Genomic DNA, 25,859 nt, shown 5'->3' with positions numbered 1-25,859 from the left:
CCGTGAGCCACCACCACCACACCGCCCGCGTCAACCACGTTGGCCTGTTCATCGTGGGCCTCGTCCTCCTGCTGGCCGGGGCCGCCGCGCTCGCACGAGGTCTCGGCGTGCGCCTTCTCGGGCCGCGCCACGATCAGGTGGTGTCCCCGCCGGTCGCCGCGTACGCCGCCGGGCACGGGTGGTTCTGGCCCGCTCTGGCCGTGCTCGCGCTGGTGGTCGAGCTGCTGGCCCTGCGCTGGTTCCTGCTCCAGGGTCGCTTGGACGGCATCCGGTACCTCAGCCTGGAACCCGACCCCGGTCACGGTGCCACGCACCTGTCCGCGCGGGCCGCCGCGAGCGCGCTGGAGGACGACATAGAGGAGAGCATGCGCGAGGCGCGGCCGGCGCGGGAGCAGGGCGCGGCGCGCGGCCAGAGGGTGCGCGCCACCCTCGGAGGCGCCCCCGCCGAGCCGAGGCTCGCGCTGGCCGTCGTCCTTCCCGACGAGGCCGATCCCGCCGTCGCGCGGCACGGCGTCCACCAGGCGGTGACCCGGCTGCGTGAGTCGCTGGAGACCGAGCGCCTTCCCGCCACCGTGCGAATGCACGCGATCCGCACCCATTTCTAGCTTTTCCTCAAGCGCCATGCCCGGCCGGGGACCTTTGGCCGCGTGTACGGCCTGACCAGCCAGGAAATGCGGATAAATACGACATATCGTCGAATTGGATGGAGGGGTGTCATGGGCGCGCACGCGCGTGAAATGACGCGAACGCCGCTGCAAATGGCCGCGTTCGTCTTGGGAATCGTCTTCCTCCTGATAGGAATCCTCGGCTTCATTCCCGGCATCACGACCGACTACGGCGCCATGAGGTTCGCCGGGCACTCCTCGAACGCGCATCTCCTCGGCCTGTTCCAGGTGTCGGTCCTGCACAACATCATCCACCTGCTCTTCGGCGTCGCCGGCGTCACGCTCGCGCGCACGTGGAACGGGGCCCGCAACTTCCTCATCTGGGGCGGCGTCATCTACCTGCTGCTGTGGATCTACGGCCTGCTGGTGGGCCGCAGCAGCGCCGCCAACTTCATCCCGCTCAACACCGCCGACGACTGGCTGCACTTCCTGCTGGGCATCGTCATGATCGGCCTCGGCGTCGTGCTGTCGCGCCGCGCATCCCGCCCCGGCAGGGGCTCGTTCCCCATCTAGCACGCGCCGCCTGGTCTTCCTCGTCGCCCTCTGCGCCCTCTCGGCCCCCCAGGCGTCCCCCATCCTGTCGTGGATGGTGCTCTGAACCACCAGCTTGCTCCCCCTTTGCCGGTTTTCTGGTGATATGGAGGGCGGGGGGACGCGATGCTACAGATCATCGGAGCCGGTTTCGGCCGGACGGGGACGATGTCGCTGCGGGCCGCGCTGCGGAGGCTCGGCATCACGCCGTGCTACCACTTCACGGAGCTGCTCACCCATCCCGAGCATCTCCCCCACTGGATCTCCGCGGCGGGTGGCACACCGGGCGCGTGGCGCTCACCGCTGGAGGGGTACGCGGCGACCACGGACTGGCCGTGCGTGGCGTTCTGGCGTGAGCTGTTCGAGGCGAACCCCCAGGCGAAGGTGATCCTCACCAGCAGGAACGCCGACACCTGGTACGAGTCCATGGCGACGACCATCTTCAGGGTCCTCACCGAGAGCGTCCCCGAACCCCCGGAGAGGTTCCGATCGCTCCCGGACGGCGAGCGCCTGGCCGAGTTCGCCCGCGCGATCGTGACCGGCCGCTCCTTCGGGGGCGACATAGCGGACCGGGAGCATGTCATGGCCTGCTTCGAGCGGCACAACGCGGAGGTCAGGGAGGTCGTCCCGCGCGAACGGCTGCTGGACTACCAGGTGAGCCGGGGCTGGGAGCCGCTCTGCGACTTCCTCGAAGTGCCCGTGCCCGCCGAGCCCTTCCCGCGCCTCAACGACCGCGCCGCCTTCCCCCCGGACTTCCCCGCCCGCTGACCGGTCGCGCTTCGTACCATTTGACCTGCGTCAACGTCCGGCCATGATCGATGCCGCCCTCTTGCCGAGGCGCACCGAAGTCTGATGTCGTGGCGATCGGGGGGATTGCCATGCTTCGCATCATCGGGGCCGGCCTCGGCCGTACGGGGACGATGACACTCAAGACGGCCCTGTGCCGGCTCGGGTTCGGGCCGTGCTACCACTTCACCGAGGTGTTCGCCCATCCTCGGCACCTGCACGACTGGGCCGCGGCGGCGGAAGGGACTCCGGACGCCTGGCGAAGGCCGCTCAAGGGATACGTCGCGACCACCGACTGGCCGGGCGTGGCGTTCTGGCGCGAGCTGGTGGAGGCCTACCCGGAGGCCAAGGTGATCCTCACCACCCGGGACGCCGCCAGGTGGTACGAATCGGTGAACCGCACCGTCTTCGCGGCCATGGCCGGGAAGTTCCCCGAGGCCGTGGAGAGGCACAAGACGTTCGAGGCCGCCGACCAGCTGACCGCCTTCGGCCGCGCGGGGGTCGTCGGCCGCAGCTTCCAGGGAAGCATCGACGACCGCGACCACGTCATCGCCTGCTACGAGCGCCACAACGCGGAGGTCCGCGAGAAGGTCGCCCCCGGACGCCTGCTGGACTACACGGTGAGCCAGGGCTGGGAACCGCTGTGCGACTTCCTCGAAGTGCCCGTGCCCGCCGAGCCCTTCCCCCACCTCAACGAGCAGGAGACCTTCGCCGCCACCCTCCTCGAACCCCCACGATAGGGCCGGCCGCACGGGCCAACCGTCAGCGACGGCTCTTCCGTTCAAAGGACGACTACCGGCGGCTCGTCGAACAACTGATGGACCTGAGGCCGCACATGACCGTTTCCGCGGACTGATCCATGAACCGGATGACCCGAGTGGCCGCGACCGGTGAGCCGGATGGCAGGGATTCAGCCGGCGCTCGGCAGGGGCCGGGCTGCTCGTCTGCTGACCAGCAGCAACGAGCCGACGGCGGCGAGCATCCCGACGGCGATGACCGGCACGAGGGCCTGGAAGCCGAACCCGCCGGCCACCAGACCGAACAGCGGGGGGCCGAGCAGCGATCCGAGGCTGCCCGACTGGGCGACCACGCCGTTGCCGACGTCGGCGTGGTCGAGGCGCTCCAGCACCAGAGGGAGGGCGGCGAAGACGAGGGCCCCCAGGAACCCGTTCCCCATAGAGATGACCCCCGCGCCGGCCAGCGCGGCGGCCAGCGAACCGCCGCCGGCATACGTGAGCCAGGCGGCCGGCACGACGAGGAGTCCGAACAGCGCCAAGACGCCGACCGGCGCGCCTCGGCGGAGCAGAACTCCCACGGCCAGCCCGCCGAGCACGCCGAGCAGCGAGATCACCGAGGTCATGGTGCCTGCGGCGGCGGCCGAACGTCCGTGCTGCTCGATGAGGAGCGTGGGCAGGAGCACGATCACCGGAATGGTCACCGACGCGGTCAGGCAGAAGGACGCGCCGAGCACCGCCGGCCACGTCAGCTCCCTCGCCCGGGGAACGGGCCCGGCCGCCGCCTGCCACCCGGACCTGCGCGGCAGCCGCACCCAGACGGCCAGCGCCATCACGAACGTCAGGCCGGCGATCAGCCCGATCCAGCCGCGCCAGCCCAGAACGGAGCCGACCGCGCCTCCAGCCAGCGTGCTCGCCCCGATGCCCACCGGGACGAACGTGGCCCAGATCGACAGGGCCGCGCCGCGGTCCCGCTCGTGGGCGAGACGGAGGATCAGCGCCGGACAGGAGATGGTGACCAGGAGGTATCCGATGCCTTCGAGGCCCCGGACGGCCAGCAACCAGGCGAAGTCACCCGCCGTCACACTCACCGCGCTCGCCGCCGCGATCAGGGTCAGCCCGACGACCAGTGATCTCTCCGCGCCGAAGCGGCGGACCAGGTACCCGGCGGGCAGACCGGCGACGGCTCCCACACCGACGACCGCCGAGATCACCCAACCCAGTTGCGACAGCGACAGCCCGAACTGAGCCGCCACCACCGGCCCGACCGAGGCGAACTTGCCGAAGCTCATCGCCGCGACGACCCCGCCGAGGTAGACGATGAAGATCGTCATCCACTGCGAGCGCTGCCGGAACTCCTTGCCCGGCTCCGATGTGCTCAACGTTGGCCGGGGGTCCATGAGCTCTCCTTCGCACGATGTCGCGACGGCCGGGCGGGTTGACCGGGCACGCGTTTCCGACTTTGAGAAGCGGTCGACGCCTCGGGGCGCCGGGTGCCTGCGTGTCGTCCACTCGATCAGTGCCGACGCATCGTGCCGGGCACTCCCAGACTCGATCATCGTCGCGCCGGCGGCGCCGTTCAACCCGTTCCCGATACCGGCGGGTCCGAGTGCCTGGGCACTTAGGGGGCGCGGTGCCGGTGCGGGCCACCTGTGACGCGAAGAAGGTCGAGCTTCCCGCGTCGCTGCTTCCTTTCCGCGCTTCGCTGTTCGCCGGCAGGCCCGCGAGCGAGAGACGAGCGTGAGACGCTCAGAGAGAGTCCAGCCAGCCGATCAGCCGGGCTCCTTCCCGCGCCATGATCTCCGGATCCCGCAGCGCGTTGGTCAGCAGCGACATCCCCTGGTACGCCCCCACCAGCGTCAGCGCGAGCCCGTCCGGCTCGGGCAGGCCCATCTCCCGGAACTGGCGTTCCACCCAGTCCAGCAGCAGGCGGATGACGTTGCCGGCCTCCGCGTCCAGCCCGCCTTCCGCGCGCTTGTCCAGCTCCGCGGCAAGCGTCCCGGTGGGGCAGCCGAAGCGTGCCGCGAGGTCACGCTGCCCAACCCAGCCGTCCACGAGGCTCTTGAGGCGCTCACGCGGGTCCGGGCGCCGGTCCAGCTCGCCGGTGATGACCGCCAGTTGGCGCGCGTGCTCGGCGAGCGCGGCCGCGATCAGGTCGTCCTTGGTCTTGAAGTAGTAGTAGACGTTGCCCGCCGGAACGTCGGCTGTGTGCGCGATGTCGGCGATGGTGGTGCGCTCGACCCCCTGCTGGTGCACCACCTGCGCGGCGGCGGCCATCAGGCGCTGTCGCTTGGCGCCGGCGGTCTTCATCCTCTGTGAGTTAGTCACCCAACTAACTATAGGCGGCGAGACGTGCTACCGTTCTTCTCAGTCAGTCAACTCACTAACTCGTAGGAGATCACCATGTTCGTCGTCACGGGCGCCACGGGCAACGTCGGCCGGACCCTGGTGCGGCTGCTCGCCGGAGCGGGCGAGCGGGTGACCGCCGTCGCCCGCCGCATCACCGAGGCCGACGTCCCGGCGGGTGTGCGCGTGGTCGCCGCCGACCTGGGCGACGCCGAGAGCCTGCGCCCGGCCCTGGAGGGGGCGGAGGCGGTGTTCCTCCTGGTCGCCGGGGAGGATCCGCAGGGGATCGTGGGAGCGGCCAAGGTGGCTGGCGTCCGAAGGCTCGTCCTGCTGTCCAGCCAGGGCGCCGGGACCCGGCCGCAGGCCTACCGGCACGCCGGCCAGTTCGAGGCGGCCGTGCGCGAGTCGGGCCTGGAGTGGACCGTCCTGCGCTCCGGCGGCCTGGCCACCAACACCTATGCCTGGGCCGAGCCCATCCGCCTCCACCGCACCGCCGCCGCCCCCTTCGGCGACGTCGGCCTGCCCTTCGTCGACCCCGACGACGTCGCCGCCGTCGGCGCCGCCGTCCTGCGCGAGGACGGGCACCAGGGCGCCACCTACACCCTGACCGGACCCGCGGCGACCACCCCACGTGCGCGCGCGGCGGCGATCGCCGAGGCGCTCGGGGAGCCCGTCCGCTTCGTCGAGCAAACCCGGCAGGAGGCCCACGCGCAGATGGCACAGTTCATGCCGCTGCCCGTGGTCGAGGGAACCCTGGCCATCCTGGGCGAGCCCACCCCCGAGGAGCAGCGCGTCAGCTCCGACGTGGAGCGAGTCCTGGGCCGCGCCCCGCACGCCTTCGGCGAGTGGGCCGCACGCAACATCGCGGCCTTCCGGTGAGCACGGCCTTCCTGTCCGAGCCGCGCGTGGCCTCCCTGACCACTCTGCGGCCGGATGGCTCGCCGCACGTCGTGGCCGTCCGCTTCACCTGGGACGGCCGGGCGGCCCTGGCCCGCGTCCTGACCGTCGCCAGGGCGAGGGCGAGTCCTGACCTCATGATCGCTTCTCGGCGTACAGGAGGATCCCCTTGCCGAGCTTGACGTTGAGCGGAAGGGAGAGTGACGCCTTGTTCTGCGCCACCGGAAAGCCGCGCACGCTCCAGGTGATGCTCGCCGTGCAGTCGCCCGCGCCGAGGCTCATGAGACGGCCGTCGCGGACGCTCGCCTGCATGAGCGTGATGTCGAAGGCCAGGTCGATGCCGAAGTCGACCCGGGTGACCCGCCGGCCGTCCACGTACACGTCGACGTAGGGGGCGTGGCTGGAGGTGATCCTGTGTTCGGCCAGGCGGACCAGTTCGGTGCTCGACGGTTGTTCGACCGTCTTGCGGGCGGCGATCCGCAGATCACGGTATCTCTGCCAGCCGCCGAGCAGGACCGCGCCCAGGTCCAGTCCCCTCAGCAACTCGCCGCCGGCCTCGGCGACCTTGCCGTTGAGCGCGTTCCGGAAGACGGTGTCCGCTCTCCGGGCTTCGTCTCCGACGGCTTCGAGCATGCGCCGCGCGTCGAGCGCCTGGGACAGGGCCGCCGCCGCGTTCTGGGGATTCGCGAAAAGCAGGAGGTCGGCCGTGCTCGGCCTTGTCTCGATGAGGACTGTCACGGTACGACCTCTCTCAGTTCCTGTCGGCCGGGGTCCGCGTACGGCTCAACCCATATGTCCGGCAAGCCCGCGGACGCGGTGGACCGAGCCGGATGGATCTCCAGGTTCGGCGCGGGGTCCGGGTAGGCGACGCAGTGGATCGAATTCGCGGGCGAAGGGGCTTTGCGGCGCCGAGGGGCCTTGCGCCCTCTGGGGCGGACGAGGAACACGAGGCCGAGCGACAGCGCCGCGAGCACCGCCACGACAAGGGCCACCGGAACCAGCTCCGAACCGGCTCCGGCTTCGGTGACCGGGTCGTCCGTGGGGCCGGTGTCGCCGCCTTCTCCGTCCGGTTTCGGCGCTCTCGTCAGCCATACCGTCACCGTGGTGCGCTTGGCGACCTCGGTGCCGGCCGCGGGATTCTGCCGGCTGATCTTCCCTGTTCGCGGCGAGCCGGGATCCAGGCTTATCCGCAGGCCCGCCTTGCTGAGCCGCTGTTCGGCCTTTTTCGTGTCGAGGCCTTTCAGCTTCGGCACCTTCACCAGAGATGGCCGCGAGCTGTCAGGCGGCGACGGGGTGCCCTTGGGAGTAGGGCTGGACGGTGAGACCAGGTTGAAGCGGACGGGAGAGTCGTAGCGCACGAGGGTGCCGGGGGGTGGGTTCTGGTCCGTGACCGTCCAGTCGGCGCCCGCGTCCGCCGGCTGGGGGTCCGCGCCGAATCCGGCGCCGGCGAGGGCGGTCTCGGCGTCGCCACGGGGAAGCCCCTTGAGATCCGGGACCTTCGTTCCGAGCTCAAGCGTGATCGTGTATTTCTGGTACGGGTAGTCGGTGTGGCACTCGCTGAGCTGGTAGCCGACGACGTAGGACGGCGGCTCCGCCGGGTAGTCCTCAGGATCGAACTGGATCGTGATCTTGTTCCTGGGCAGGTCCGTGAGCATCAGTCTCGCCTGCTCGAGAGGCTGACCCGGTAAGCCGTCGGGCGCCACGCACTGGTTGACCCCGTCAGGCACGGGGACCGAGGGCACCGGGCTCAGGAACAACGTCGAAGACACGGCGAGCATCGAGAAGTGGCGGAACATCGTCGACTCCTCAGACAGTCCGTTCGGCACCCCTGGTGAGTCGCACTGTAGGAAACCCGCACGCTCCCGGCATGAGTAATCCCATACTCATCCAGCACGGGAGCGCGGTCTACGGGCAATTTCCCAGCCCTGAAGGCCCCGCCGTACCGAACCCGTCCCGGCCCCTCCGCAGCGGATCGGTTCGGAATAAGCCACTTGCCGAACTCGCGGTTCGACCAGGTCCCCGGCGCCGCCCTCCTGGAACCCCGCCTCACCATCCGAGGCAGCACCAAAGGACGCTGACGCCCATCCCAGACGGGGGCGAACACGCATGTCAAACCGGTGAGATCATCCCGCTGTCCCACGTCCGCCCCAAGGGCTTGCCCGCCGGTCCGCCTCTGGCCAAAGTGTGGTGCCCAGGAGGCCCGACAGGCGGCCGACTGACGGCGTCAACGGGAAGGTGCCGGCTTCCACACGGTCCGGCACCGTCTCCGCGCTGACGGCGTGGCACGCACACTGAAGTGAAGGTGACCATGAAAACGGGATCACAGCGCAAGATCTTCCGTGCCCTCGGGGCGTCGGTGCTTCTGGCCGGCTCCACCCTGGTCCTGACCGGGGTCACCGCAGGCCCGGCGCAGGCCGGCACCTGCAACACGCCGAGGTGCGGCGGAGAGGTGGTCAACAACTCCAACAGCTCAATCCGCGTGGCGAACCAATGGTGCTGGGGCACGTTCGGGCAGACCGAAGCGGTCGGCCAGACACTGAAATGCGTTAAGAATCCGGGGCGGTCCGACACCTACGAGGCCGACTTCGAGCTCCCGGCGCACAACGAAACCGCCAACTATTACTACTACTACGACACCGACTCCGTCCGTTTCTTCGCCGGCTGCGTGACGAAGTACCACTGGTGGGGAGGCAGCCAGCAAACCGTCAACCGCAGCGGCAAGGACAGCCTGTGGATCAAGATCACGGACATCGACAAGATCTTCATCGACAGCCAGTCGTGCCCCTGATGAGAACGGGCCGCCGCCGGCCGACCCGGAGTTCCGGGCCACCAAGGGGGCCCGGCATCGGGTCGCCGGGTCGGTGAACAGCAGCGCCAGGCTGCACACGCCGAACGGCCCGCCGGGTCAGCGGCCGGCGGCGCTGGAGATGAGGGCGCGGGGGTCGGCCGCGCCGGCCAGCACCCCGTCCGGCCGTACGTCGATCAGGTGCGCGTATCCGAAGGCCCCGCCGTACGGAAGCCCCCGGACGGGGTGGCCGCGCTCCTGGAGCCCCTCGGTCCACCCCGCGCCCTGCTCGACGTCCAGGGAGGCCTCGTCGGGCTCGCTCCAGGCGTCGAAGCCGGTGAGGCCGGGGCCGACCCGCCACCGGGGCGCGCCGATCGCCTGGCCCGGCGACTCCCCCGAGGCCAGCAGGCGGGCGACCACCTGCAGCAGGATCTGCGGCTGGGAGTCCCCGCCCATCGTCCCGAGCACGGCGCGCAGCGATCCGTCCGGCCGGGTCACCAGGGCGGGGGCGAGGGTGTGCGGCGGTCGGCGGCCCGGCCCGTACTCGGCGGGGTGGCCGGGGACGAGCGAGAAGCCGATGCCCCGGTTGTGGAGGTTGATCCCCGTGGCCGGTTCGAACAGCATGCTGCCGAACCCCGCGGCGTTCGACTGGATGAGCGACACGCCCATCCCCTCGGAGTCGACGGCGCACAGGTAGGTCGTGTCGCCGGAGGAGGTCAGATCGCGGAGCCTGGCCCTGCGCGACGGGTCGATCGTCGCCCGCCGCTCGGCGGCGGAGGCGAGCACGCCGTCCGCCGAGGCGCCCTCGAACAGGACGTCAGGGCGGTCGTGCCCGGCGGCCCTCGCGGCCTCGGCCAGCAGGTGGGCCCAGAGCGGGTCGGACGGGTCGCGGGGCAGGTCGAGCCGGTCGGCGATCTCCAGTGCCAGCAGCAGCAGGTAGCCCTGGGAGTTCGGCGGGATGGTCCAGACGTCGTGGCCGAAGGCGCGGGCCCGGAGCGGCTCCACCCAGTCGGCGTTCACGCGCTCCAGGTCGGCCTCGGTGTACTCGCCCACGCCCGAACCTCCCGCCGCGCCGTCGCGGCCGAGCGCGAGCAGGCCCTTGCCGAACTCGCCGAGGTAGAAGCCGTCACGCCCATCGGCGGCCAGCGTCGCAAGGGTGCGGGCGACGCCTGGACGGCGGATGAGGTCGCCGGGGGCGAGCGCGGCGTCCACCCCGGGCAGCACCGCGGCGGCCGGAGCCAGCAGCGGGGAGGCCGGGAACCCCTCGTCCGCGTAACGGATGGCGGGCGCGAACAGCTCCGCGAGCGGCAGCCGCCCGTACCTGGCGTGCAGGGCCATCCAGCCGTCGGCGCAGCCGGGCACCGGCACCGACCGGATGTCCCGCTGGAACGGCATGCGGTCGTGCCCCTCGGCGCGCAGCCGGCCGGGGTCCGCGCCGGAGCCGGAGCGTCCCGAGGCGTTCAGAGCCTGAGGCGCCCCGCCGCCCTCGTGGACCAGGGCGAACAGATCTCCCCCCAGGCCGCAGGCGTGCGGAGCGGTCACCGCCAGTACGGCGTTGGCGGCGATCGCCGCGTCGGCCGCCGAGCCCCCCTGGTCGAGCATGGACAACCCGGCCGTGGAGGCCAGGTGATCGACCGTGCAAACCATGCCGAACCTGGCAAACCTCGTGTGCTCCATGGCGAAACCTTACGACGCCACTGAGATCCACCGGTCGTTCGACCAGGTGGACACGTACCCGCATACGGTGCGGTGTCCCGAAGTCGACGGCCTCTGGCGGCGGACTCCCAGGAGGAAGCGTTTCAGTGGCGGTGGGTGGCGTCGGCGTGGCTGGGGTCGGCGGGGTGCTCGAAGCCGGGCCGCAGCCGCACCTTCTCCGCGTACCGGCGCTCCATCCAGCCGGCGAAGGCCCGCTCGGCCGCGACCGAGGTCAGCTCGGACGCGATGTCCTCCCTGACCGCCTCGTACGGCCGCACGCCCCCGGGCTCGACGGCGTCCACGCGCACGGTCCACGGCCCGCCCGGCCCCTCGACGGGCCCGACGACCTCGCCCTCCGCCGCGGAGAAGACGGCCGCCTCCAGCGGTCCTGCCAGCTCGCCGCGCCGCACGCGGCCGAGGGACGCTCCCCCGGCCCGGCTCACGTCGCGGGCCTCCGGGCAGGTGAACCGGTCGAGGTTGCGGTCGTAGTACGCGCGGACCTCCTCTTCCGGCACGCGCACCCCGGCCGTCACCACGGCGCGCAGTTCCCGGGCCAGCGGCATCGACACCGTCACGGCGGCGAGGACGCCTCCCGTGCGCAGCGCGGCGGGCAGGGTCAGCGGGCCGGAGCGTGGCCGGTCGCCCGCGGCGACGAGGCCGAGCGCGGCGGCCTCCTCCTCCACCAGCGCCTCGGTGACCAGCACCTGGACCAGCCAACGGCGGAGGTTCCTGCCCTCGGCGGCGCGGGGATGCGGCAACCGCGCCGCGAGCGGTCCCGCGCGCAGCTCCGCCTCCCGCGCGTCGACGTCGGAGACCGCGACGACCCGATCGCCCACCTCGGCGGCGACCTGCGCGACCGGGTCCGGCGCGACCTGCGCGACCGGCGCGACCTGCACGACCTGCACGACCTGCACGACCTGCACGTCCGGCGCGACCTGCGGGGCCACGCTCATGCGAGCACCTCGATCTCGACGGCCTCGGTGTAGTGCAGCCACCCGGCGCAGGCCAGCTTGACCACCGCCCACCAGCGGCCCGGCCGGGTGCCGGGCGGCGCCTGCACCTCGAAGCGGAGCCTGGCCTCCCCCCGGGCGGGCACGACGACCCCGGTGTTCCATTCGGGGATCAGCTCGAAGGTGTGCCAGGGGCTGATCAGCTGCGCCCGCACGGAGACGTCCGTGAGCGCCGGGGACCGCAGCAGCACCTCCACCGCCCCGGAGGCGGCCTCGGAGCCGCCCGGCGTCAGCCGCACCGCGGGCGTCTCCACCGTGACGCCGAGGCCCTCGTCGTGCCCCGCGCCCACGCGCAGCCGGGTCACGTCCTCGTACGTCTGACCCCCGTGGGACGTGCCGGCGCGCAGCCAGTACACGCCGGGCTCGGCGCCGTCCACGGGGACGACCCGGACGGGGAACGAGGCGTGCCCGCCGGGCGCCAGCGCGTACGGCCGCTCGGCCGGCTCGCACGTCCACCCCTCGGGAGCCTGGACGGTGACGAGGCCGGACGCCTCGCCCTCGGTGAGCCCGGAGGCGACGGACACCTCCAGTTCGACGGGCCCGGGGCCCACGGTGAGGTCGGTCTCGGACAGGTGGACCGCCACCGGCAGGTTGCCCGCGGGGGCGGGCCCGGTGTTGTCCAGCCAGTAGCGCGTGTAGACCGGCTGGTACGGCTCGCCCTCCGGCCCGAGCGCCACCCCCTGGCCCCGCTGAGCGGGCCTGCCCGTCAGCGTCGCGGTGACGGTGGCGATCTCCATGCCGGACAGTTCGAGCCCGTCGCCGGGAAGCGGGAACAGCGGCCGTTCGAGCAGGTCGGCGCGGTGGGCTCCGGTGATCGGCAGGCCGGTGCGGATCCGGGCGGTGACCCGCTCGCCCGCCGCCTCGTACAGCCGCAGGGTGACGCCCTCGACCTCCCCCGCCTCCCGGCCCGAGGCGAGCGGGTTGCCCGTGGCCTTCAGCGCGGCGAGCACGACCTTGCCCTCGGGCTCCACGGACAGGAACGAGGTGGTGGCGGCCAGCTCGCCCTCGTGCGCGGGCGCGGCCACGGCGGCCAGCGGGTGGTTGACGTCGTGCCCGTGGCCGACCAGCCCGGCCGCACGCCAGTCGCCGGCCCCGGTGATCAGCGAGTACTCGAAGGAGTGAGTCCAGTGCTGAAGCTGGAAGTTGGACCCGTCGGGCGCGGTGCGGCGGGGCGCGTCGATCCACACACCGGACGGCCAGCCGGTGCAGGAGCGCAGCAGCGACAGGTGAAGGGCGCCGCCCGCGTCCACGGCGAACCCCGGGACGCCCCGGTTGACCACGCCGATCGTGTAGTCGTCCAGCGCGGGCTCGGTGAGCGCGGCGAGCTCGGCCGGCTGGGTCACCTCGATGACCGCGTCGTCGAGGTCGGCGACCAGCTCCTCGGTGGCCCCCTCTCCCGCCACGATGAGGACGGGGAGCGCGCGGGGCCCGGTGAGGTCGGCGCTCGGCACCCACACCTTCTCCAGCGGCTCCGCGGCCGGCACCCAGACCCGGGCCCGTCCGCCGGACGCCAGGCGCTCGCGCAGCAGCTCGGCGTACTCCGGCTCGGCCGCCCGCAGGACCTCGGCCACGAACGGGTTCTCCTCCGGGGTGCCGAGCGCGACCCGCACGTCCGGCAGGTTGGAGTCCACGGCGAGGTCGCCGTACCGGGGGCCGGGGGCGCTGGAGCAGGTGGCGGTCACACCCTTGCGCACCAGGGCGACGGCCAGGTCACGCGGCTCGCCCCCGATGATCTCGGCGATGCCGATGGCCCGGGCGCCGACCGGCGTGCCGTCCTGGGCGCGCAGCGCGACCCTCGCGGTGGAGGACAGGGCGAACCAGTTGCCCGCCGGGTTGTCGAGCGTCCAGGGGTGCTCGCCGGAGTCCACGTCGATGAGGCCGAAGCCCCGGCCGACGACGGCGTCGCCGACCTCGCTGACCGGCAGCGCGCCCGGGACGCGGGCGGGCCAGCGCAGCCGTACGAGCTGGTCCGCGCCGTCGAACTCGTCGATGTGGGTGACGCAGTCGACCCGGTCGAGGCCGTGCCACAGGGTGATCCGCTGGGTGTAGGCGACGGGGCCGACCCGGCCGGTGACCGTGACCCGCTCGGCGAAGGCGCACGTCTCGGTGGTGACCGACGTGGCGGGCCGCGCGGCCGAGCCGGTGGCGGTCCCCTTCGGCACCAGGTGCCAGGGGCCCTCGTGGTACTCGGGGTGCTCGAAGTACTCGTCGTAGACCACCAGCTCGTTGCCGACCCTGCCGGGCTGGAGCAGCTCACGGTCGCGGGCGACGTCGCGGAACCGGGACACGCAGCCGCCCCGCGCGGGGTCGACCTCGACGAGGTGGGTGGCCGTGGCGATGGCGGTGCCCTCACGGGAGGTCCAGCCGAGCGGCGCCGCCTCGGCGACCGGCTCGGCCCGCAGCGTCCTGCAGCCCAGTGCCGGCACGGCGGGGGCCAGCACCACGACGTCGACGGCCGACAGGCCGCCGTCCTCGTCGTACTCGGGGTTCTCCAGCAGCACGGGAAGCTCGCCGGCGGCGGGATCGGTCACCCGCACGCCGTTCGCGCCCGGCCGGGGCAGCGCGAGCCGTACGCGCACCAGGTCGGTGCGCTCCCACGAGGAGGGGTTCCACACCACCACGGCGATGCCCTCGCCCCGCGTGTCGACGTGGGCGGTCAGCTCGCCGAGCGACGCCTTGAGCACCTGCTCGCCGAGATCGTGGGCCTCGCGCCAGCCGGTGAGCAGGTCGAGGTAGACCTGGTCGGACTCCGAGCCGGTGATGGCGTCGTGGTGCGCGCCGAACACGAGCTGCCGCCAGGCCTTGTCGAGCGCCGCGTGCGGGTAGCGGGCGCCGGTGGTCACCGCGGCGAGCGTGGCGAACTTCTCGGCGTCGCCGACCAGCGACTCCGCCGACCGCTGGGCCTGCTTGGTGTCTACGAAGGAGACGTCCTTGCCGGTGTAGACGGGGTTCATGTCGCGGGTCTGCGGGGACGGCGCCGCCAGCGAGGAGCGCACGGCCGCGAAGAACTCCTTCGGCAGCGCGCACACGAACCTGGGCGAGATGTAGCGGGCGTTCCAGTCGCGGTGGATCTCGGTGACCCACTTGTTGGGCGGCGTGTAGTCGGTGCCGACGGGCAGCAGCAGGTTGCGCGTGGCCGCGACCTTCTTGAGCTGGATGAACAGCTCGTACACGGCCTCCTCCGCGCTCGCGAGGTCGGCGCGGGAGTCCATCCACCATCCGGCGCTGTAGTGCGCGGGCATGTAGTGCGTGAGGACGCCCTTGCCCGACGGCGACAGCCACTCGAACTCGGCGGGGAACTGCATGGTCGACGGGTCGCCCCAGCCGTCGCGTTCGAGGTCGCGGTCGGTGAGCATCGGCCCCCACTGGTGGTGGGGACCCCGCGCCCAGGAGCTGGAGGTCAGGCCGGCCTCGGCGATCAGCCCGGGGAACTGCGGGTCGTGGCCGAACACGTCGAGCTGCCAGGCGGTCGCCGGGTCACCGCCCATCACGTCGCGCTGGAAGCCGACCCCGTAGACGATGTTGCGTATCGTCGACTCGGCCGAGGTGAGGTTGGTGTTGGGCTCGTTGTACGTGCCGCCCATCAGCTCGACCCTGTCCTCCGCGAGCAGCCGCCGCAGCAGGTCGCGGTGCTCGGGGTGGGCGTCCCAGTAGGGCTTGAGGTAGTCGACCTCGGCGAGCACGAACTTGTAGTCGGGGTCGCGGCGCGCGGTCGCAAGGTGCTCACGCATCAGGTCGAACCCGGCGTTCTGCCGCTCGCCCCGGTACCGCTGGGCGACCTCGCCCGCGTCGTCCCAGGTGGTGGTGTAGGCGGACTGGGTGTTCCACCACACCGGGTCGTAGTGGAAGTGGGGCACCATCCAGACCGTCCAGCCGGGCTCCGCCACCACCAGTTCGGCCGTCGCCACGGCGTCCCCGCACCTCACCTCGATGGGGACGCGCGTGCCGGGCGCGGCGTCCGCCGAGACGCCCACCTCCACCGGGCGCCGTGCCGTACGGCTCGCGCCGCCGACGCCGGAGCCGGTGACCCGGACCTCGATCTCGCCCGGAGGGCCGTCGACGTGCACCCGGACGACCTGCCCGGCTTCGACGAAGAGCTCTGTGGATTCGACGCTGGTGATACGCAAGGGTCAACCCTTCACTGATCCGGCGAAGCTGAAGGAACCGGCGAGGTACTTGTTCACGGCGACATAGAGCGCCACGGCCGGGGCCGTGTAAATGATCGAGAAGGCGGCCAGCTCTCCGTAGGCGACCTGGCCGTACTGCGAGAAGAAGGTGTAGATGGTGACCGCCGCCGGCTGCTTCTCCGGCGTGTCGAGCAGGACGAACGGGACGAAGAAGTTGCCCCACTGGCCGACGAAGACGAAGATCGAGACGACGGCGACGCCGGGGGCCATCAGCGGCATGACCACTCGCGTGAGCGACCGCACCCAACCGGCCCCGTCGACCCAGGCCGCCTCCTCCAGGCTCACCGGCACGCCGTCCATGAAGTTCTTCATCATCCAGATGGCGAACGGCAGCGCGCTGGCCGCGAGGAACAGCACCATCGCCGGGATCGACCCGTACAGGTTGAACCGGAAGAACATCGAGTAGACCGGCACCATGATGGCCGTGACGGGAAGGCCCGTGGTGAACAGCAGCGTCAGCATGAAGTGCCGCCTGAAGCGCAGCTTGTAGCGGGAGAGCGGGTAGGCCGCGAGCCCGGCGACGACCACGGTGAGGACGGCGGTGGTCCCTGAGATGACGAGCGAGTTGATGACCGGCTGGTAGACGGTCTCCCAGTTGAGCACCGCCGCGAAGTTCTCGAGGGAGAACCGGAAGGTCGGCTTCGCGGTGAGGTTGGCCTGGGGTTGCAGCGAGGCCAGCACCACCCACAGGAACGGGCCGACGAAGGCGAGCGTGATCACCAGGAGCGACAGGAGCGCCGCGCCGCGGGCGGCCGTGCGGGTCATCGGCGAACCCCCTTGCCGGGCGGGCGGGCCATCAGGCGTCCACCTTGATCAGTCGCAGGTAGACCAGGGAGAACGCCGCGCCGATGACGAGCATCACCAGCGCCATGGCGCTGCCGTACCCGATCTCGAAGTAGCGGAACGCCTGCTCGTACATGTAGAGCGGCGTGGTCTGGCTCGCCGTGCCGGGACCGCCGCCCGTCAGGGCGTAGATCAGGCCGAAGCTCGCCAGGGTCTGCAGCGTGATGAGCATGAGGTTCGACAGGATCGAGCGGCGGATCAACGGCAGCGTGATGTGGGTGAAGCGCCGCCAGGCGCTCGCCCCGTCCACCGACGCCGCCTCCAGCAGGTCGCCGGGAACGTCGGACAGCGCGGCCGAGTAGACCAGCATCGAGAACGCGGTGCCGCGCCAGACGTTGGCCAGGATGATCGCGATCATCGGGGCGGTGAACAGCCAGTCCTGGGAGAGGCCGACGGCGCCCAGCACCTCGTTGAGCGTGCCCTCCTCCGAGAGGAACGAGAACCAGCACGCCGCCGCGACGACCTCGGGCACCACCCAGGCCGCGATGACGACGCCGTTCACCACGCTCCTGACCACCCGGCCCCGCCCGCGCTGGAGCAGCGCGATGAGCAGGCCGAGGGTGTTCTGGCCGATGACCGCCGACCCGATCACGAAGACGAACGTGAGGAGGAACGAGTTGCGGAAGTCCTCGTCGCCCAGCAGCTTGACGAAGTTGTCCACGCCGACGAACCGCGAGTTCACCGACGCCGAGCCGGTCAGCGTCTCGTTGGTGAAGGCGATGTAGACGCTCCACAGGATCGGCCCCGCCAGGAAGATCACGAGCAGGACCAGCGCCGGCGCGAGCGGCAGGAGCCACCGCAGGGTCCGGCGGGCCCGGCGGCGCGGCTCCCCCCGGCGGGGGGAGCCGGCCAGCCTCGGCGGCGTCGCCGTCGTAACCGTCATGAGCCGGAGGTCACCTTGTCAGGGCCGCCGACGACGCCGGGCAGCGCGTCGGCGTAATCCTTGGCCGCCGCGTCGGGGGCCTTGGAGCCGGTCGTCATGGCCTCCATGGCCTTCTGCACCTCGGCGGAGACCTTGGGATAGACCTCGTAGGCGGGCCGGTAGTGCGTCACGGAGGCGAGGTCGGTCCAGAACTTCACGGCGGGGTTGTCGGCGGTGTACGTCGGGTCGGCGGCCACGTCCTTGCGGGGCGTGAGGTCTCCGGAGCTGACGGAGTAGGTCAGCGTGTTGCGCTTGTTGGTCACCACGCTGATGAAGTCGAACGCCTCCTTCTTGTCCTTGGCGTAGGAGCTCATCGCCATGACCCAGCCGCCCGACATGCTGACGGCGCCGGGGGCCTCGCCGTTCTGGGTCGGCATGGGGGCCCAGCCGATCTTCTCGGTCCACTGCGGCCACGGTTTGGTGCCGGTGGGCTTCCACGCCGAGGAGAGCCAGGCCCCGTCGAGGTCGATGCCCAGCTTGCCGCTGGGGAACCAGTCGTACTGCACCTTCTCGCCCAGCTTGGTGTTGAACGCGTCGGCCTGCTTCGGGCCGAGGTTCTCGCGGTAGATCGTGTTGATGAAGCCGAGCGAGTCGGTGATGCCCTTGCTGGAGGCCACCCACTTCTTGGAGGCGTCGTCGTACAGGGTGCCTCCGGGCGTCCCGTACAGGAGCATCTCGAAGCCCTGCATGGTGGCGGCCTCGCCGTGCGGCTTGGTGGAGTACATGCTGAAGGGGATGGCCTCGGGCGCCTTCTGCTTGATCGCGCGGGCGGCGGTCAGCACGTCCGCCCAGGTCTTCGGCTCCCAGGGCACCTGGATGCCGGCCTTGGTGAGCACGTCCTTGCTGTACCAGAGGCCTCGGGTGTCGGTGCTGATCGGGACGCCGTAGATCTTGCCGTCGGGGCCCTTGGCGGCCTGCTTGACCGAGTCGGCGTACTGCGTCGCCCAGTCGGGCCACGAGCTCAGGTAGGTGTCGAGCGGGGCGAGCTTCCCGGCGGCGACGTCGGCGTTGACCTGGAAGGTGTCGTGGAGGTACACGTCGGGAGCGGAGTCGGCCGAGCGGTTGAGCAGCGCGAGCTTGGTGTAGTAGACCTCGTTGTTGCCCTGCACCGGCGTGAGCTTGATCGTCACGCCCTTGTGCGCGGTCTCGTATTCGGTCTTGGCTTGTTTGAGCACCTTGTCCATGTAGGGCCAGCCGGGCTCGGTCTTGTAGAGCACCTCGATCTCCTTGGCCCCGTTGGTGCTCTTGTCGGCTGTGTCCCCACCGCATGCGCCGGCCGTGGCGGCCGTCGCGACCGCCAGTATCGAGGCCACCATCGCTCGTCTCATCGGACTCCTTCTCCGGCCTTGCGGCGACCACGAGCACAGCCCTGGGGCCCCCGACCCCCGCGCTGGAGTGGTCCGCCGGCCGTGTTTCGGCCGTGTTACTTGGGTGACGAGAACGTAAGTCTTTTTGATTTACTAAGTCAACGGGTTGTGCGATATTGCCTGGAGACCTCAAGGCGCCAGGAGCTAGGCATGCAGATGGGCACAAACCTGCCGAAAGTCGGCAGCTACAACCGTGCCGTCGTCCTCGACGCGATCCAGGTCTCGGACGGCATCAGCCGCGTCCAGATCGCCGAGCGTGCCGGCCTCACCGCCCAGACCGTCTCCGTCATCGTCCGCAGGCTGCTGGAGGAGGGCCTGGTCATCGAGGACGGTTCGCTCCCCTCCAGCGGCGGCAAGCCCCGCACGATCCTGCGGGTCGACCCCACCGCCGGGCACGCCGTCGGCATCCACTTCGACCCCGGCGAGATCTCGTACGTCCTCGCCGACCTCGCGGGGCAGCCGGTCGCCAGGCTGCGCACCGACGTGCGCCCCGGCCTCGCGCCCGAGGAGGTCATCCGCCAGATGGCGGTTACGGCCCGGCGCATGCTGGGCGAGGCGGGCGTGCCCGACGGCAAGGTGCTCGGCATCGGCCTGGCCTGCCCCGGCCCCCTCGACGCCGACGGCGCCATGCGCTCCCCGCCGCGCCTGACCGGGTGGGACCACGTGCCCATCAAGCGCCTGCTGGAGCAGCACACCGGCTTCCCCGTGACCCTCGACAACGACGCGGCGGCGGCGGCCATCGGCGAGCGCTGGGCCGGCCTCGCCCGCTCCACGCCGAGCTTCGCCTACCTGTATCTCGGCACCGGCATCGGCGGCGGGCTGTTCCTCGACAACCGCATCTACCGGGGCCGCTCGCTGAACGCCGGGGAGTTCGGCCACATCACCGTCGTGCCCGACGGACCCGAGTGCTACTGCGGCAACCGCGGGTGCGTCGAGGCGGTCTGCTGCCCGAGCGCCATCGAGGCGACCGTACGGGCGCGCCTGGCCGGGGGCGCGCGCAGCACGCTCGCCGGCGTCCCCGCCGGCCACGCGGCCATCTGCGCGGCGGCCTCGGCAGGCGACCCGCTCGCGCGCGAGGTCGTCGGCGAGGTCGCGGCCCGGCTCGCCGACGCCGCCGTGGGCATCGTCAACATGCTCGACATCGACCTGCTGGTGATCGGCGGGCCCGCCATGCGCGAGGTCGCCGGCCTCTACCGGGACGTCATCGCGCACGCCGTGGCCACCCGGCCCCTGGCCCGCCGCCTGCACACCGTGCGGGTCGAGGTCTCCCCCATCGCCGCCGACGCCGCCGCTATCGGCGCGGCCTCGCTGGTCTTCCACGCCACCTACGCGCCTCGGCTCGACGCCCTGCTGACATCCTGATCCCCTTGCCCGCGACCCCCGATCCCCGCCCCTCACCGGTCACCCCCGTGCCCGCTGATCCGCCCATCTCCCGAGCGACGAGAAACCCATGACCCCCTACGTGCTCGCCGCCGACATCGGCGGCACCAAACTGGCCGCCGCGATGATCGGCGAGGACGGCACGGTGCTCCGCCGCGGCGAGGTGCCCACCCCCGCCGCGCTCCCCGGCGAGGCCGCCGTGGTGAGCCGCGCCCTGACGAGCCTCATCCACGAGGTGGCCGGGGGCGCCCCGCCGCTGGCGGTGAGCGTCGCCTCGGCCGGGCCCCTCGACCTCCTCGCCGGCACGGTCAGCCCGGTCAACATCCCGGCCTGGCGGGAGTTCCCGATCCTCGCGCAGGTGGCCGAGGTGGTGCCCGGCGTGCCCTCCTGCCTGGTGGGCGACGCCGTCGCCGCGGCGGCAGGGGAGGCCTGGCGGGGCGCGGGGCGCGGCGCGGCCGCCATGCTCGGCATCGTGGTCTCCACCGGCATCGGCGGCGGCCTGGTGCTCGACGGCGTCCCGTACGCCGGGCCCACCGGCAACGCCGGGCACATCGGGCACATGGTGGTGGACCCCGGCGGCTCCCTCTGCCCCTGCGGCGCCGCCGGATGCGTCGAGACCATCGCGAGCGGCCCCTCGATGGTCCGCTGGGCCAGGAAGCAGGGATGGGGAGGCGCCGACGCGCGCGAACTGTCCCTCGCGGCCCGCGACGGCGAGGCGGTGGCCCTGGCCGCCTTCGAGCGTGCCGCCGACGCCCTCGCGAGCGCGATCCTGTCGGTGGCCACCATCTGCGACCTCGACCAGGTGGTGATCGGCGGCGGGGTCGCCGGGGCGGGCGAGGTGCTGTTCGCCCCGCTGCGCCGTGCCGTCGCCGGCCGCGCGCGCCTGGGATTCGTCCGGCGGTTGCGCGTCACACCGGCGGCCCTCGGCCGGGACGGGGGGCTGGTCGGCGCGGCCCGCATGGCACTGCTCTGAGGTCCACGGTACGGGGGCTCGCCCAGGCCCGATTCATGGAGTTCTCAAGCTTCTTTAACGGCGCCGGTAGACGTGCCGTCCTAGCTTTACGGTGCTGATCCCGTAACCGGCAAAGGACGGTCGTGTGACTACCACCCTCGGCGAAACGGCCTCGCGGGGCCCGACGGCGGCGCGGCGCGCGTCGCGGGCATGGCGCACGTGGGCGAGGGGCGGGCCGGGCGACGCGTGGTGGGCGCGGCCGGCGCTGGCCGGGCTGCTGGCCGGCACGGCGATCCTCTACCTGTGGGGGCTCGGGGCCTCCGGCTGGGCGAACCAGTTCTACTCCGCGGCGGCCCAGGCGGGCACCGAGAGCTGGAAGGCGTTCTTCTTCGGCTCCTCCGACGCCTCGAACTTCATCACCGTGGACAAGGCGCCCGCGGCGCTCTGGCCGATGGCGCTGTCGGCCCGGATCTTCGGGGTGAACTCCTGGAGCATCCTGGCGCCCCAGGCCCTGATGGGCGTCGCCACCGTCGGCGTCCTGTACGCGGCGGTGCGCCGCCGCTTCGGCCCGGGCGCGGGGCTGATGGCGGGGGTGGTGCTCGCGCTGACCCCGGTCGCCGCGCTGATGTTCCGGTTCGACAACCCCGACGCGCTGCTGGTGCTGCTGCTCACGCTCGGGGCCTACGGCATGGTCAGGGCGCAGGAGCGCGAGCGCACGGGCTGGCTGGTGTTCGCCGCCGCGTGTGTGGGCTCGGCGTTCCTCGCCAAGATGCTCCAGGCCTTCCTCGTCGTCCCGGGATTCGCGCTGACGTACCTGTTCACCGCGCCCGTGCCGGTGGGACGGCGGATCCGGCAGCTGCTCGCGGCGGGCGCGGCCCTGGTCGCGGGCGCCGGGTGGTGGGTGGCGGTGGTCGCGCTCGTGCCCTCGGGATCGCGCCCGTACATCGGCGGGTCGCAGACCGACAGCGTGCTGGAGCTGGCCCTCGGCTACAACGGCCTCGGCCGGCTCACCGGCGAGGAGACCGGCGGCCTCGGCAACCTGAACCAGGAGGCCGGATGGGCACGGCTGCTCGACAGCGAGATGGGCTCCCAGATCTCCTGGCTGCTGCCCGCCGCGTTGATCATGCTGGTCGCGGGCCTGTGGCTGAGCCGGCGGGCACCGCGCGCCGACCCCACCCGGGCGGCGTTCGCGCTGTGGGGCGGCTGGCTGCTTGTGACCGGCGTGGTGTTCAGCCTGAGCCAGGGCATCATCCACGCGTACTACACGGTGGCCCTCGCGCCGGCCGTCGCCGCCCTCATCGGCATGGGCGCGTCCCTGCTGTGGCGGCGCAGGCGCGCGCCGGCCGCCACCCGGATCCTCGCGGCGGCGGTGGCCGTGACGGCGTGCTGGTCGTACGTCCTGCTGAACCGCACCCCTGACTGGTACCCCGGGCTGGCGATCATCGTCCTGGCCGGGGGCCTGGTCGCCGCCGCCTCGCTGCTCGCCACCCAGCGGCGGGTGGGCCCCGCCGTCACGGCCGTGCTGGCGCTCGCCATCGTGACCTCGATCGCCGGACCGGCCGCGTACGCCGCCCAGACCGCGAGCACCCCGCACACCGGCGCGATCCCCACGGCCGGACCCGCCACGGGGGGTTTCGCCGGAGGCGGCGGCCGTCCCGGCGGGACGCGCGGCGGGCCCCCGGGCGGATGGCAGCGGCCGCCCGCGAACGGCACCCAGCAGGGCCGGCGGGGGCAGGCCGGCAGCGCGCCTCGCGGCGGTGGCGGCGGGATGAGCCTGCTGTTCGGCAGCACTCCGGCGCCGGAGCTCACCGCCCTCCTCCAGGCCGGCGCCGCGTCCTACACCTGGGTCGCCGCCGCCGTCGGGTCCAACAGCGCGGCCGGCTACCAGCTCGCCACCGGGCGGCCCGTGATGGCCGTGGGCGGCTTCAACGGCACCGACCCGGCCCCCACCCTCGCGCAGTTCCAGCGCTACGTCGGCGAGGGACGGATTCACTACTTCATCGGCGGTGCCATGATGCGCGGCGGGGCCGGCACGGGAGGCAGCGACTACGCCCAGCGGATCACCTCCTGGGTGGAGTCCACCTTCACGCCGGTCACCGTCGGCGGCACGGTCGTCTACGACCTGACGGGCTCGTAGCGCCTCTCGGGGGGTCAGTACGCCGGTGGGCCATTTTCAGGTTTTTACGACCTGTTTGGTTGGTTATAGTCGGAGACGACGTGCCCGGCCCACCGCCGTACGGACACCTGAGGAAGGATCATGGCGCAGATCATCACGAGCGACGCGGAAGCGGTCGCGACCGCCGCGAGGCTGTCGGAGAGGTTCGCCACCGGTGCCGCCGAGCGCGACAGGGAGCGCCGCCTGCCGGCCGCCGAACTGGACGAGCTCTCGGAGAGCGGCCTGCTCGCCATAACCGTCCCCCGCGACCACGGCGGGGCCGACGTGAGCGCCCGTACCCTGGCCGAGGTGGTGCGGCTCCTCGCGACCGGAGACCCCAACATCGCGCAGATCCCGCAGAGCCACTTCGTCTACGTGAACGTGCTGCGCCGCCAGGGCACCCCCGAGCAGCGGAAGTTCTTCTTCGCCGAGATCCTCGACGGCAGGCGGCTCGGCAACGCCCAGTCCGAGGCGGGGACCAAGCACGTTCAGGAATACCGCACGCGCCTGCTCCCCCACCCTGGCGGCGGCTGGGTGCTGGAGGGCGACAAGCACTACAGCACGGGGGCGCTGTTCGCCGACTGGATCCCGGTCCTGGCGCGCGACCCGGAGGATCGGCTCCAGGTGGCGTACGTGCCACGCGACGCCGAGGGCGTCGAGGTCGTGGACGACTGGGCGGGGATGGGCCAGCGGCTCACCGCCAGCGGCACCGTCCACCTGCGCGGGGTGCGGGTGCCGGCCGACCGCGTGGTGCCCCACCACCTGACGTTCACCGGGCCACAGCTCCACGGGGCCGTGGCCCAGCTGTTGCACGCGGCCATCGACGTGGGCATCGCGGGCGCCGCGCTGGCTGAGGCGGCCGAGTTCGTCCGCACCAAGAGCCGGCCGTGGTTCGAGAGCGGGTACGAGAGCGCGGCCGAGGACCCGCTGCTGATCCAGCGCTTCGGCGAGCTCGCGATCACGCTGAGGGCGGCCGAGGCGCTGCTGCGCGAGGCGGGCGAGGCGGTGGACGCCGCCGCGCCCGATCTCGACGACGACAGCGCCGCCTCCGCCTCCATCGCGGTGGCCACCGCCAAGGCCTACGCCGACCGGGCCTCGGTCGAGCTGGCCGGCGCCGTCTTCGAGGTCTCGGGCACCAGGTCCGCGCTGGAGCACCTCAACCTGAACCGGCACTGGCGCAACGCCCGCACCCACACGCTGCACGACCCGGTGCGCTGGAAGATCCAGCACATCGGCCGCCACACCCTGAACGGCACCCCGCCGCCCCGCCATGGCCTGCTCTAAGGAATCCCCATGAATCTGGCGTTTCATTGGTTCTTGCCGACCTACGGCGACAGCCGGTACATCGTCGGCGGCGGGCACGGGCTGGCGGCCGGGGCCGCCTCGGGAGACCGGCCCGCGACCCTGAGCTACCTCGGGCAGATCGCCCGGGCCGCCGAGGACCTCGGCTTCGTCGGCGCGCTCACCCCGGCGGGCGCGTGGTGCGAGGACGCGTGGCTGACCACGGCGATGCTGGTGGAGTCCACCGAGCGCCTGAAGTTCCTGGTCGCGTTCCGGCCGGGGCTCATCAGCCCGACGCTCGCGGCGCAGATGTCGGCCACCTACCAGTGGCACTCGGCCGGACGGCTCCTGCTCAACGTGGTCACCGGCGGGGAGCCGCACGAGCAGCGCGGGTACGGCGACTTCCTCGACAAGGCCGCCCGATACGAGCGGACCGACGAGTTCCTGCACGTCGTACGCTCCCTGTGGACCGGCGAGCCGGTGGACTTCGACGGAAGGCACATCAAGGTCGAGGGCGCCCGCGTCCCGCGCGTCCCCGACCCGCTGCCGCCGATCTACTTCGGCGGCTCCTCAGGCCCCGCGGGCCCGGTGGCGGCCCGTCACGCCGACGTCTACCTCACCTGGGGAGAGCCGCCCGCCGCGGTGGCCGCCAAGCTTTCGTGGATCGCCGCGCTGGCCGCCGAGCGCGAGCGCACCCTGAAGTACGGCATCCGCCTGCACATCATCACCCGCGACACCGCGGAGGAGGCCTGGGCGGTGGCCGGGCGGCTGCTCCAGGGCATCGACCCCGAGACGATACGCCGCGTGCAGGAGGGCCTGCGGCGCAGCGAGTCCGAGGGCCAGCGCCGGATGCTCGACCTGCACGGCGGCGACACCGCGGACCTGCTGGTGGCCCCCAACCTGTGGGCCGGGGTCGGGCTGGTGCGGGGCGGGGCCGGCACCGCGCTGGTCGGCAGCCACCAGGAGGTGGCCGACCGCATCGCGGAGTACCACGAGCTCGGCCTCTCCGAGTTCGTGCTCTCGGGGTACCCGCACCTGGAGGAGGCCTACTGGTTCGGCGAGGGGGTCCTGCCGATCCTCGAACGGCGCGGGCTGTGGACCCATCCGAGCCGGGAGGGCACGGCCGCCCCGGTCGCCGTCCCGTTCGCGGGGGTCTGACCCCACCGATCGGTGCGCGGCCCAGGGGACGGCCCCGCCGATCGGCATGAGGTCTGATGGACCGCCCCCGCCGATCAGCGGGATCTCCCGTTGGCGGCGGGCCGATCGCCGGGAATGACGGGACCTTCGGCCCTGATCGACGCCTCCCCCGTCGGGCAATCTGGA

At 72.2% G+C, this 25,859-nt stretch carries 22 protein-coding genes; 12 read left to right on the top strand and 10 right to left on the bottom strand.

Annotated elements, in window-relative coordinates; all coding sequences use genetic code 11:
• Positions 1 to 2: 2 nt before the first annotated feature.
• The 4 genes from ACOZ38_RS11425 to ACOZ38_RS11410 all read left to right on the top strand — a co-directional run bounded on the left by ACOZ38_RS11425 (position 3) and on the right by ACOZ38_RS11410 (position 2,722).
• Positions 3 to 605 carry an alkaline shock response membrane anchor protein AmaP gene (locus tag ACOZ38_RS11425; protein WP_424530230.1) on the top strand — a complete coding sequence of 201 codons (603 nt, stop codon included), beginning with the start codon at positions 3 to 5 and terminating at the stop codon, positions 603 to 605.
• Between the two features lie 111 nt (positions 606 to 716).
• Complete coding sequence (locus ACOZ38_RS11420; RefSeq protein ID WP_424530229.1) at positions 717 to 1,178, top strand: DUF4383 domain-containing protein; 462 nt, start codon at positions 717 to 719, stop codon at positions 1,176 to 1,178.
• 144 nt (positions 1,179 to 1,322) lie between these two features.
• Positions 1,323 to 1,964 (top strand): sulfotransferase family protein, encoded by a 642-nt coding sequence (locus tag ACOZ38_RS11415; protein WP_424530227.1) that lies wholly within the window; start codon positions 1,323 to 1,325, stop codon positions 1,962 to 1,964.
• A 110-nt stretch (positions 1,965 to 2,074) separates the two neighbouring features.
• On the top strand, positions 2,075 to 2,722 hold the full coding sequence (locus ACOZ38_RS11410; RefSeq protein ID WP_424530225.1) for a sulfotransferase family protein: 648 nt from the start codon (positions 2,075 to 2,077) through the stop codon (positions 2,720 to 2,722).
• 170 nt (positions 2,723 to 2,892) lie between these two features.
• On the opposite strand, the gene ACOZ38_RS11405 is transcribed toward ACOZ38_RS11410, so the two are convergent.
• A complete protein-coding gene (locus ACOZ38_RS11405) occupies positions 2,893 to 4,116 on the bottom strand; it encodes a CynX/NimT family MFS transporter (RefSeq protein WP_424530223.1) in 1,224 nt (407 codons plus the stop codon).
• Between the two features lie 349 nt (positions 4,117 to 4,465).
• Entirely contained in the window at positions 4,466 to 5,044 is a 579-nt protein-coding gene (locus ACOZ38_RS11400; RefSeq protein ID WP_424530221.1) for a TetR/AcrR family transcriptional regulator, read from the bottom strand.
• Between the two features lie 75 nt (positions 5,045 to 5,119).
• Between ACOZ38_RS11400 and ACOZ38_RS11395 the strand changes: the two genes are divergently transcribed.
• Together ACOZ38_RS11395 and ACOZ38_RS11390 are read left to right on the top strand one after the other, a co-directional pair.
• Positions 5,120 to 5,941: an SDR family oxidoreductase gene (locus ACOZ38_RS11395; protein ID WP_424530219.1), complete on the top strand. Its 822-nt coding sequence runs from the start codon at positions 5,120 to 5,122 to the stop codon at positions 5,939 to 5,941.
• Complete coding sequence (locus ACOZ38_RS11390) at positions 5,908 to 6,141, top strand: pyridoxamine 5'-phosphate oxidase family protein (protein WP_424530217.1); 234 nt, start codon at positions 5,908 to 5,910, stop codon at positions 6,139 to 6,141. The genes ACOZ38_RS11395 and ACOZ38_RS11390 overlap by 34 nt, the downstream gene beginning before the upstream one ends.
• Here ACOZ38_RS11390 and ACOZ38_RS11385 read toward each other — a convergent pair.
• Together ACOZ38_RS11385 and ACOZ38_RS11380 are read right to left on the bottom strand one after the other, a co-directional pair.
• Positions 6,095 to 6,697 (bottom strand): hypothetical protein, encoded by a 603-nt coding sequence (locus tag ACOZ38_RS11385; protein ID WP_424530216.1) that lies wholly within the window; start codon positions 6,695 to 6,697, stop codon positions 6,095 to 6,097. The two genes, ACOZ38_RS11390 and ACOZ38_RS11385, sit on opposite strands and share 47 nt — an antisense overlap.
• On the bottom strand, positions 6,694 to 7,755 hold the full coding sequence (locus ACOZ38_RS11380; protein WP_424530215.1) for a PASTA domain-containing protein: 1,062 nt from the start codon (positions 7,753 to 7,755) through the stop codon (positions 6,694 to 6,696). The genes ACOZ38_RS11385 and ACOZ38_RS11380 overlap by 4 nt, the downstream gene beginning before the upstream one ends.
• Positions 7,756 to 8,255: 500 nt before the next feature.
• Between ACOZ38_RS11380 and ACOZ38_RS11375 the strand changes: the two genes are divergently transcribed.
• A complete protein-coding gene (locus ACOZ38_RS11375) occupies positions 8,256 to 8,747 on the top strand; it encodes a hypothetical protein (RefSeq protein WP_424530214.1) in 492 nt (163 codons plus the stop codon).
• Between the two features lie 117 nt (positions 8,748 to 8,864).
• On the opposite strand, the gene ACOZ38_RS11370 is transcribed toward ACOZ38_RS11375, so the two are convergent.
• The 6 genes from ACOZ38_RS11370 to ACOZ38_RS11345 all read right to left on the bottom strand — a co-directional run bounded on the left by ACOZ38_RS11370 (position 8,865) and on the right by ACOZ38_RS11345 (position 18,729).
• A complete protein-coding gene (locus ACOZ38_RS11370) occupies positions 8,865 to 10,421 on the bottom strand; it encodes a gamma-glutamyltransferase family protein (protein ID WP_424530212.1) in 1,557 nt (518 codons plus the stop codon).
• Positions 10,422 to 10,543: 122 nt separating this feature from the next.
• Positions 10,544 to 11,392: a peptidyl-prolyl cis-trans isomerase gene (locus ACOZ38_RS11365; RefSeq protein ID WP_424530210.1), complete on the bottom strand. Its 849-nt coding sequence runs from the start codon at positions 11,390 to 11,392 to the stop codon at positions 10,544 to 10,546.
• On the bottom strand, positions 11,389 to 15,576 hold the full coding sequence (locus ACOZ38_RS11360; protein WP_424530208.1) for an NEW3 domain-containing protein: 4,188 nt from the start codon (positions 15,574 to 15,576) through the stop codon (positions 11,389 to 11,391). The genes ACOZ38_RS11365 and ACOZ38_RS11360 overlap by 4 nt, the downstream gene beginning before the upstream one ends.
• Before the next feature lie 3 nt (positions 15,577 to 15,579).
• The gene (locus ACOZ38_RS11355) at positions 15,580 to 16,401 is read right to left on the bottom strand and encodes a carbohydrate ABC transporter permease (protein ID WP_424530207.1); all 822 of its coding nucleotides are present in this window, start codon (positions 16,399 to 16,401) and stop codon (positions 15,580 to 15,582) included.
• 31 nt (positions 16,402 to 16,432) lie between these two features.
• Entirely contained in the window at positions 16,433 to 17,362 is a 930-nt protein-coding gene (locus tag ACOZ38_RS11350; protein ID WP_405146151.1) for a carbohydrate ABC transporter permease, read from the bottom strand.
• Positions 17,359 to 18,729 (bottom strand): extracellular solute-binding protein, encoded by a 1,371-nt coding sequence (locus tag ACOZ38_RS11345; RefSeq protein ID WP_424530204.1) that lies wholly within the window; start codon positions 18,727 to 18,729, stop codon positions 17,359 to 17,361. The genes ACOZ38_RS11350 and ACOZ38_RS11345 overlap by 4 nt, the downstream gene beginning before the upstream one ends.
• 189 nt (positions 18,730 to 18,918) lie before the next feature.
• Between ACOZ38_RS11345 and ACOZ38_RS11340 the strand changes: the two genes are divergently transcribed.
• The 5 genes from ACOZ38_RS11340 to ACOZ38_RS11320 all read left to right on the top strand — a co-directional run bounded on the left by ACOZ38_RS11340 (position 18,919) and on the right by ACOZ38_RS11320 (position 25,694).
• Complete coding sequence (locus ACOZ38_RS11340; RefSeq protein ID WP_424530202.1) at positions 18,919 to 20,130, top strand: ROK family transcriptional regulator; 1,212 nt, start codon at positions 18,919 to 18,921, stop codon at positions 20,128 to 20,130.
• An 88-nt stretch (positions 20,131 to 20,218) separates the two neighbouring features.
• On the top strand, positions 20,219 to 21,121 hold the full coding sequence (locus tag ACOZ38_RS11335) for an ROK family protein (protein WP_424530200.1): 903 nt from the start codon (positions 20,219 to 20,221) through the stop codon (positions 21,119 to 21,121).
• A gap of 124 nt (positions 21,122 to 21,245) precedes the next feature.
• Positions 21,246 to 23,237, top strand: a complete 1,992-nt coding sequence (locus ACOZ38_RS11330; protein ID WP_424530199.1) for an ArnT family glycosyltransferase — start codon at positions 21,246 to 21,248, stop codon at positions 23,235 to 23,237.
• Between the two features lie 120 nt (positions 23,238 to 23,357).
• Positions 23,358 to 24,539 (top strand): SfnB family sulfur acquisition oxidoreductase, encoded by a 1,182-nt coding sequence (locus ACOZ38_RS11325; protein ID WP_424530198.1) that lies wholly within the window; start codon positions 23,358 to 23,360, stop codon positions 24,537 to 24,539.
• A 9-nt stretch (positions 24,540 to 24,548) separates the two neighbouring features.
• The gene (locus ACOZ38_RS11320) at positions 24,549 to 25,694 is read left to right on the top strand and encodes an LLM class flavin-dependent oxidoreductase (protein ID WP_424530197.1); all 1,146 of its coding nucleotides are present in this window, start codon (positions 24,549 to 24,551) and stop codon (positions 25,692 to 25,694) included.
• The last annotated feature ends 165 nt before the right edge of the window (positions 25,695 to 25,859 follow it).

Origin of the sequence: Sphaerisporangium viridialbum (assembly GCF_049674955.1) — a bacterium.
Lineage (GTDB): Bacteria > Actinomycetota > Actinomycetes > Streptosporangiales > Streptosporangiaceae > Sphaerisporangium > Sphaerisporangium viridialbum.
Note: the sequence above shows the minus strand (reverse complement) of the source record. Positions and strands in the feature narration are given on the sequence as shown.

Coding starts and splice junctions, on each gene's coding strand:
- ACOZ38_RS11420 (WP_424530229.1), top strand. CDS start 717: ATGGGCGCGCACGCGCGTGAAATGACGCGAACGCCGCTGCAAATGGCC.
- ACOZ38_RS11415 (WP_424530227.1), top strand. CDS start 1,323: ATGCTACAGATCATCGGAGCCGGTTTCGGCCGGACGGGGACGATGTCG.
- ACOZ38_RS11410 (WP_424530225.1), top strand. CDS start 2,075: ATGCTTCGCATCATCGGGGCCGGCCTCGGCCGTACGGGGACGATGACA.
- ACOZ38_RS11405 (WP_424530223.1), bottom strand. CDS start 4,116: ATGGACCCCCGGCCAACGTTGAGCACATCGGAGCCGGGCAAGGAGTTC.
- ACOZ38_RS11395 (WP_424530219.1), top strand. CDS start 5,120: ATGTTCGTCGTCACGGGCGCCACGGGCAACGTCGGCCGGACCCTGGTG.
- ACOZ38_RS11380 (WP_424530215.1), bottom strand. CDS start 7,755: ATGTTCCGCCACTTCTCGATGCTCGCCGTGTCTTCGACGTTGTTCCTG.
- ACOZ38_RS11370 (WP_424530212.1), bottom strand. CDS start 10,421: ATGGAGCACACGAGGTTTGCCAGGTTCGGCATGGTTTGCACGGTCGAT.
- ACOZ38_RS11365 (WP_424530210.1), bottom strand. CDS start 11,392: ATGAGCGTGGCCCCGCAGGTCGCGCCGGACGTGCAGGTCGTGCAGGTC.
- ACOZ38_RS11355 (WP_424530207.1), bottom strand. CDS start 16,401: ATGACCCGCACGGCCGCCCGCGGCGCGGCGCTCCTGTCGCTCCTGGTG.
- ACOZ38_RS11350 (WP_405146151.1), bottom strand. CDS start 17,362: ATGACGGTTACGACGGCGACGCCGCCGAGGCTGGCCGGCTCCCCCCGC.
- ACOZ38_RS11345 (WP_424530204.1), bottom strand. CDS start 18,729: ATGAGACGAGCGATGGTGGCCTCGATACTGGCGGTCGCGACGGCCGCC.
- ACOZ38_RS11340 (WP_424530202.1), top strand. CDS start 18,919: ATGCAGATGGGCACAAACCTGCCGAAAGTCGGCAGCTACAACCGTGCC.
- ACOZ38_RS11335 (WP_424530200.1), top strand. CDS start 20,219: ATGACCCCCTACGTGCTCGCCGCCGACATCGGCGGCACCAAACTGGCC.
- ACOZ38_RS11325 (WP_424530198.1), top strand. CDS start 23,358: ATGGCGCAGATCATCACGAGCGACGCGGAAGCGGTCGCGACCGCCGCG.
- ACOZ38_RS11320 (WP_424530197.1), top strand. CDS start 24,549: ATGAATCTGGCGTTTCATTGGTTCTTGCCGACCTACGGCGACAGCCGG.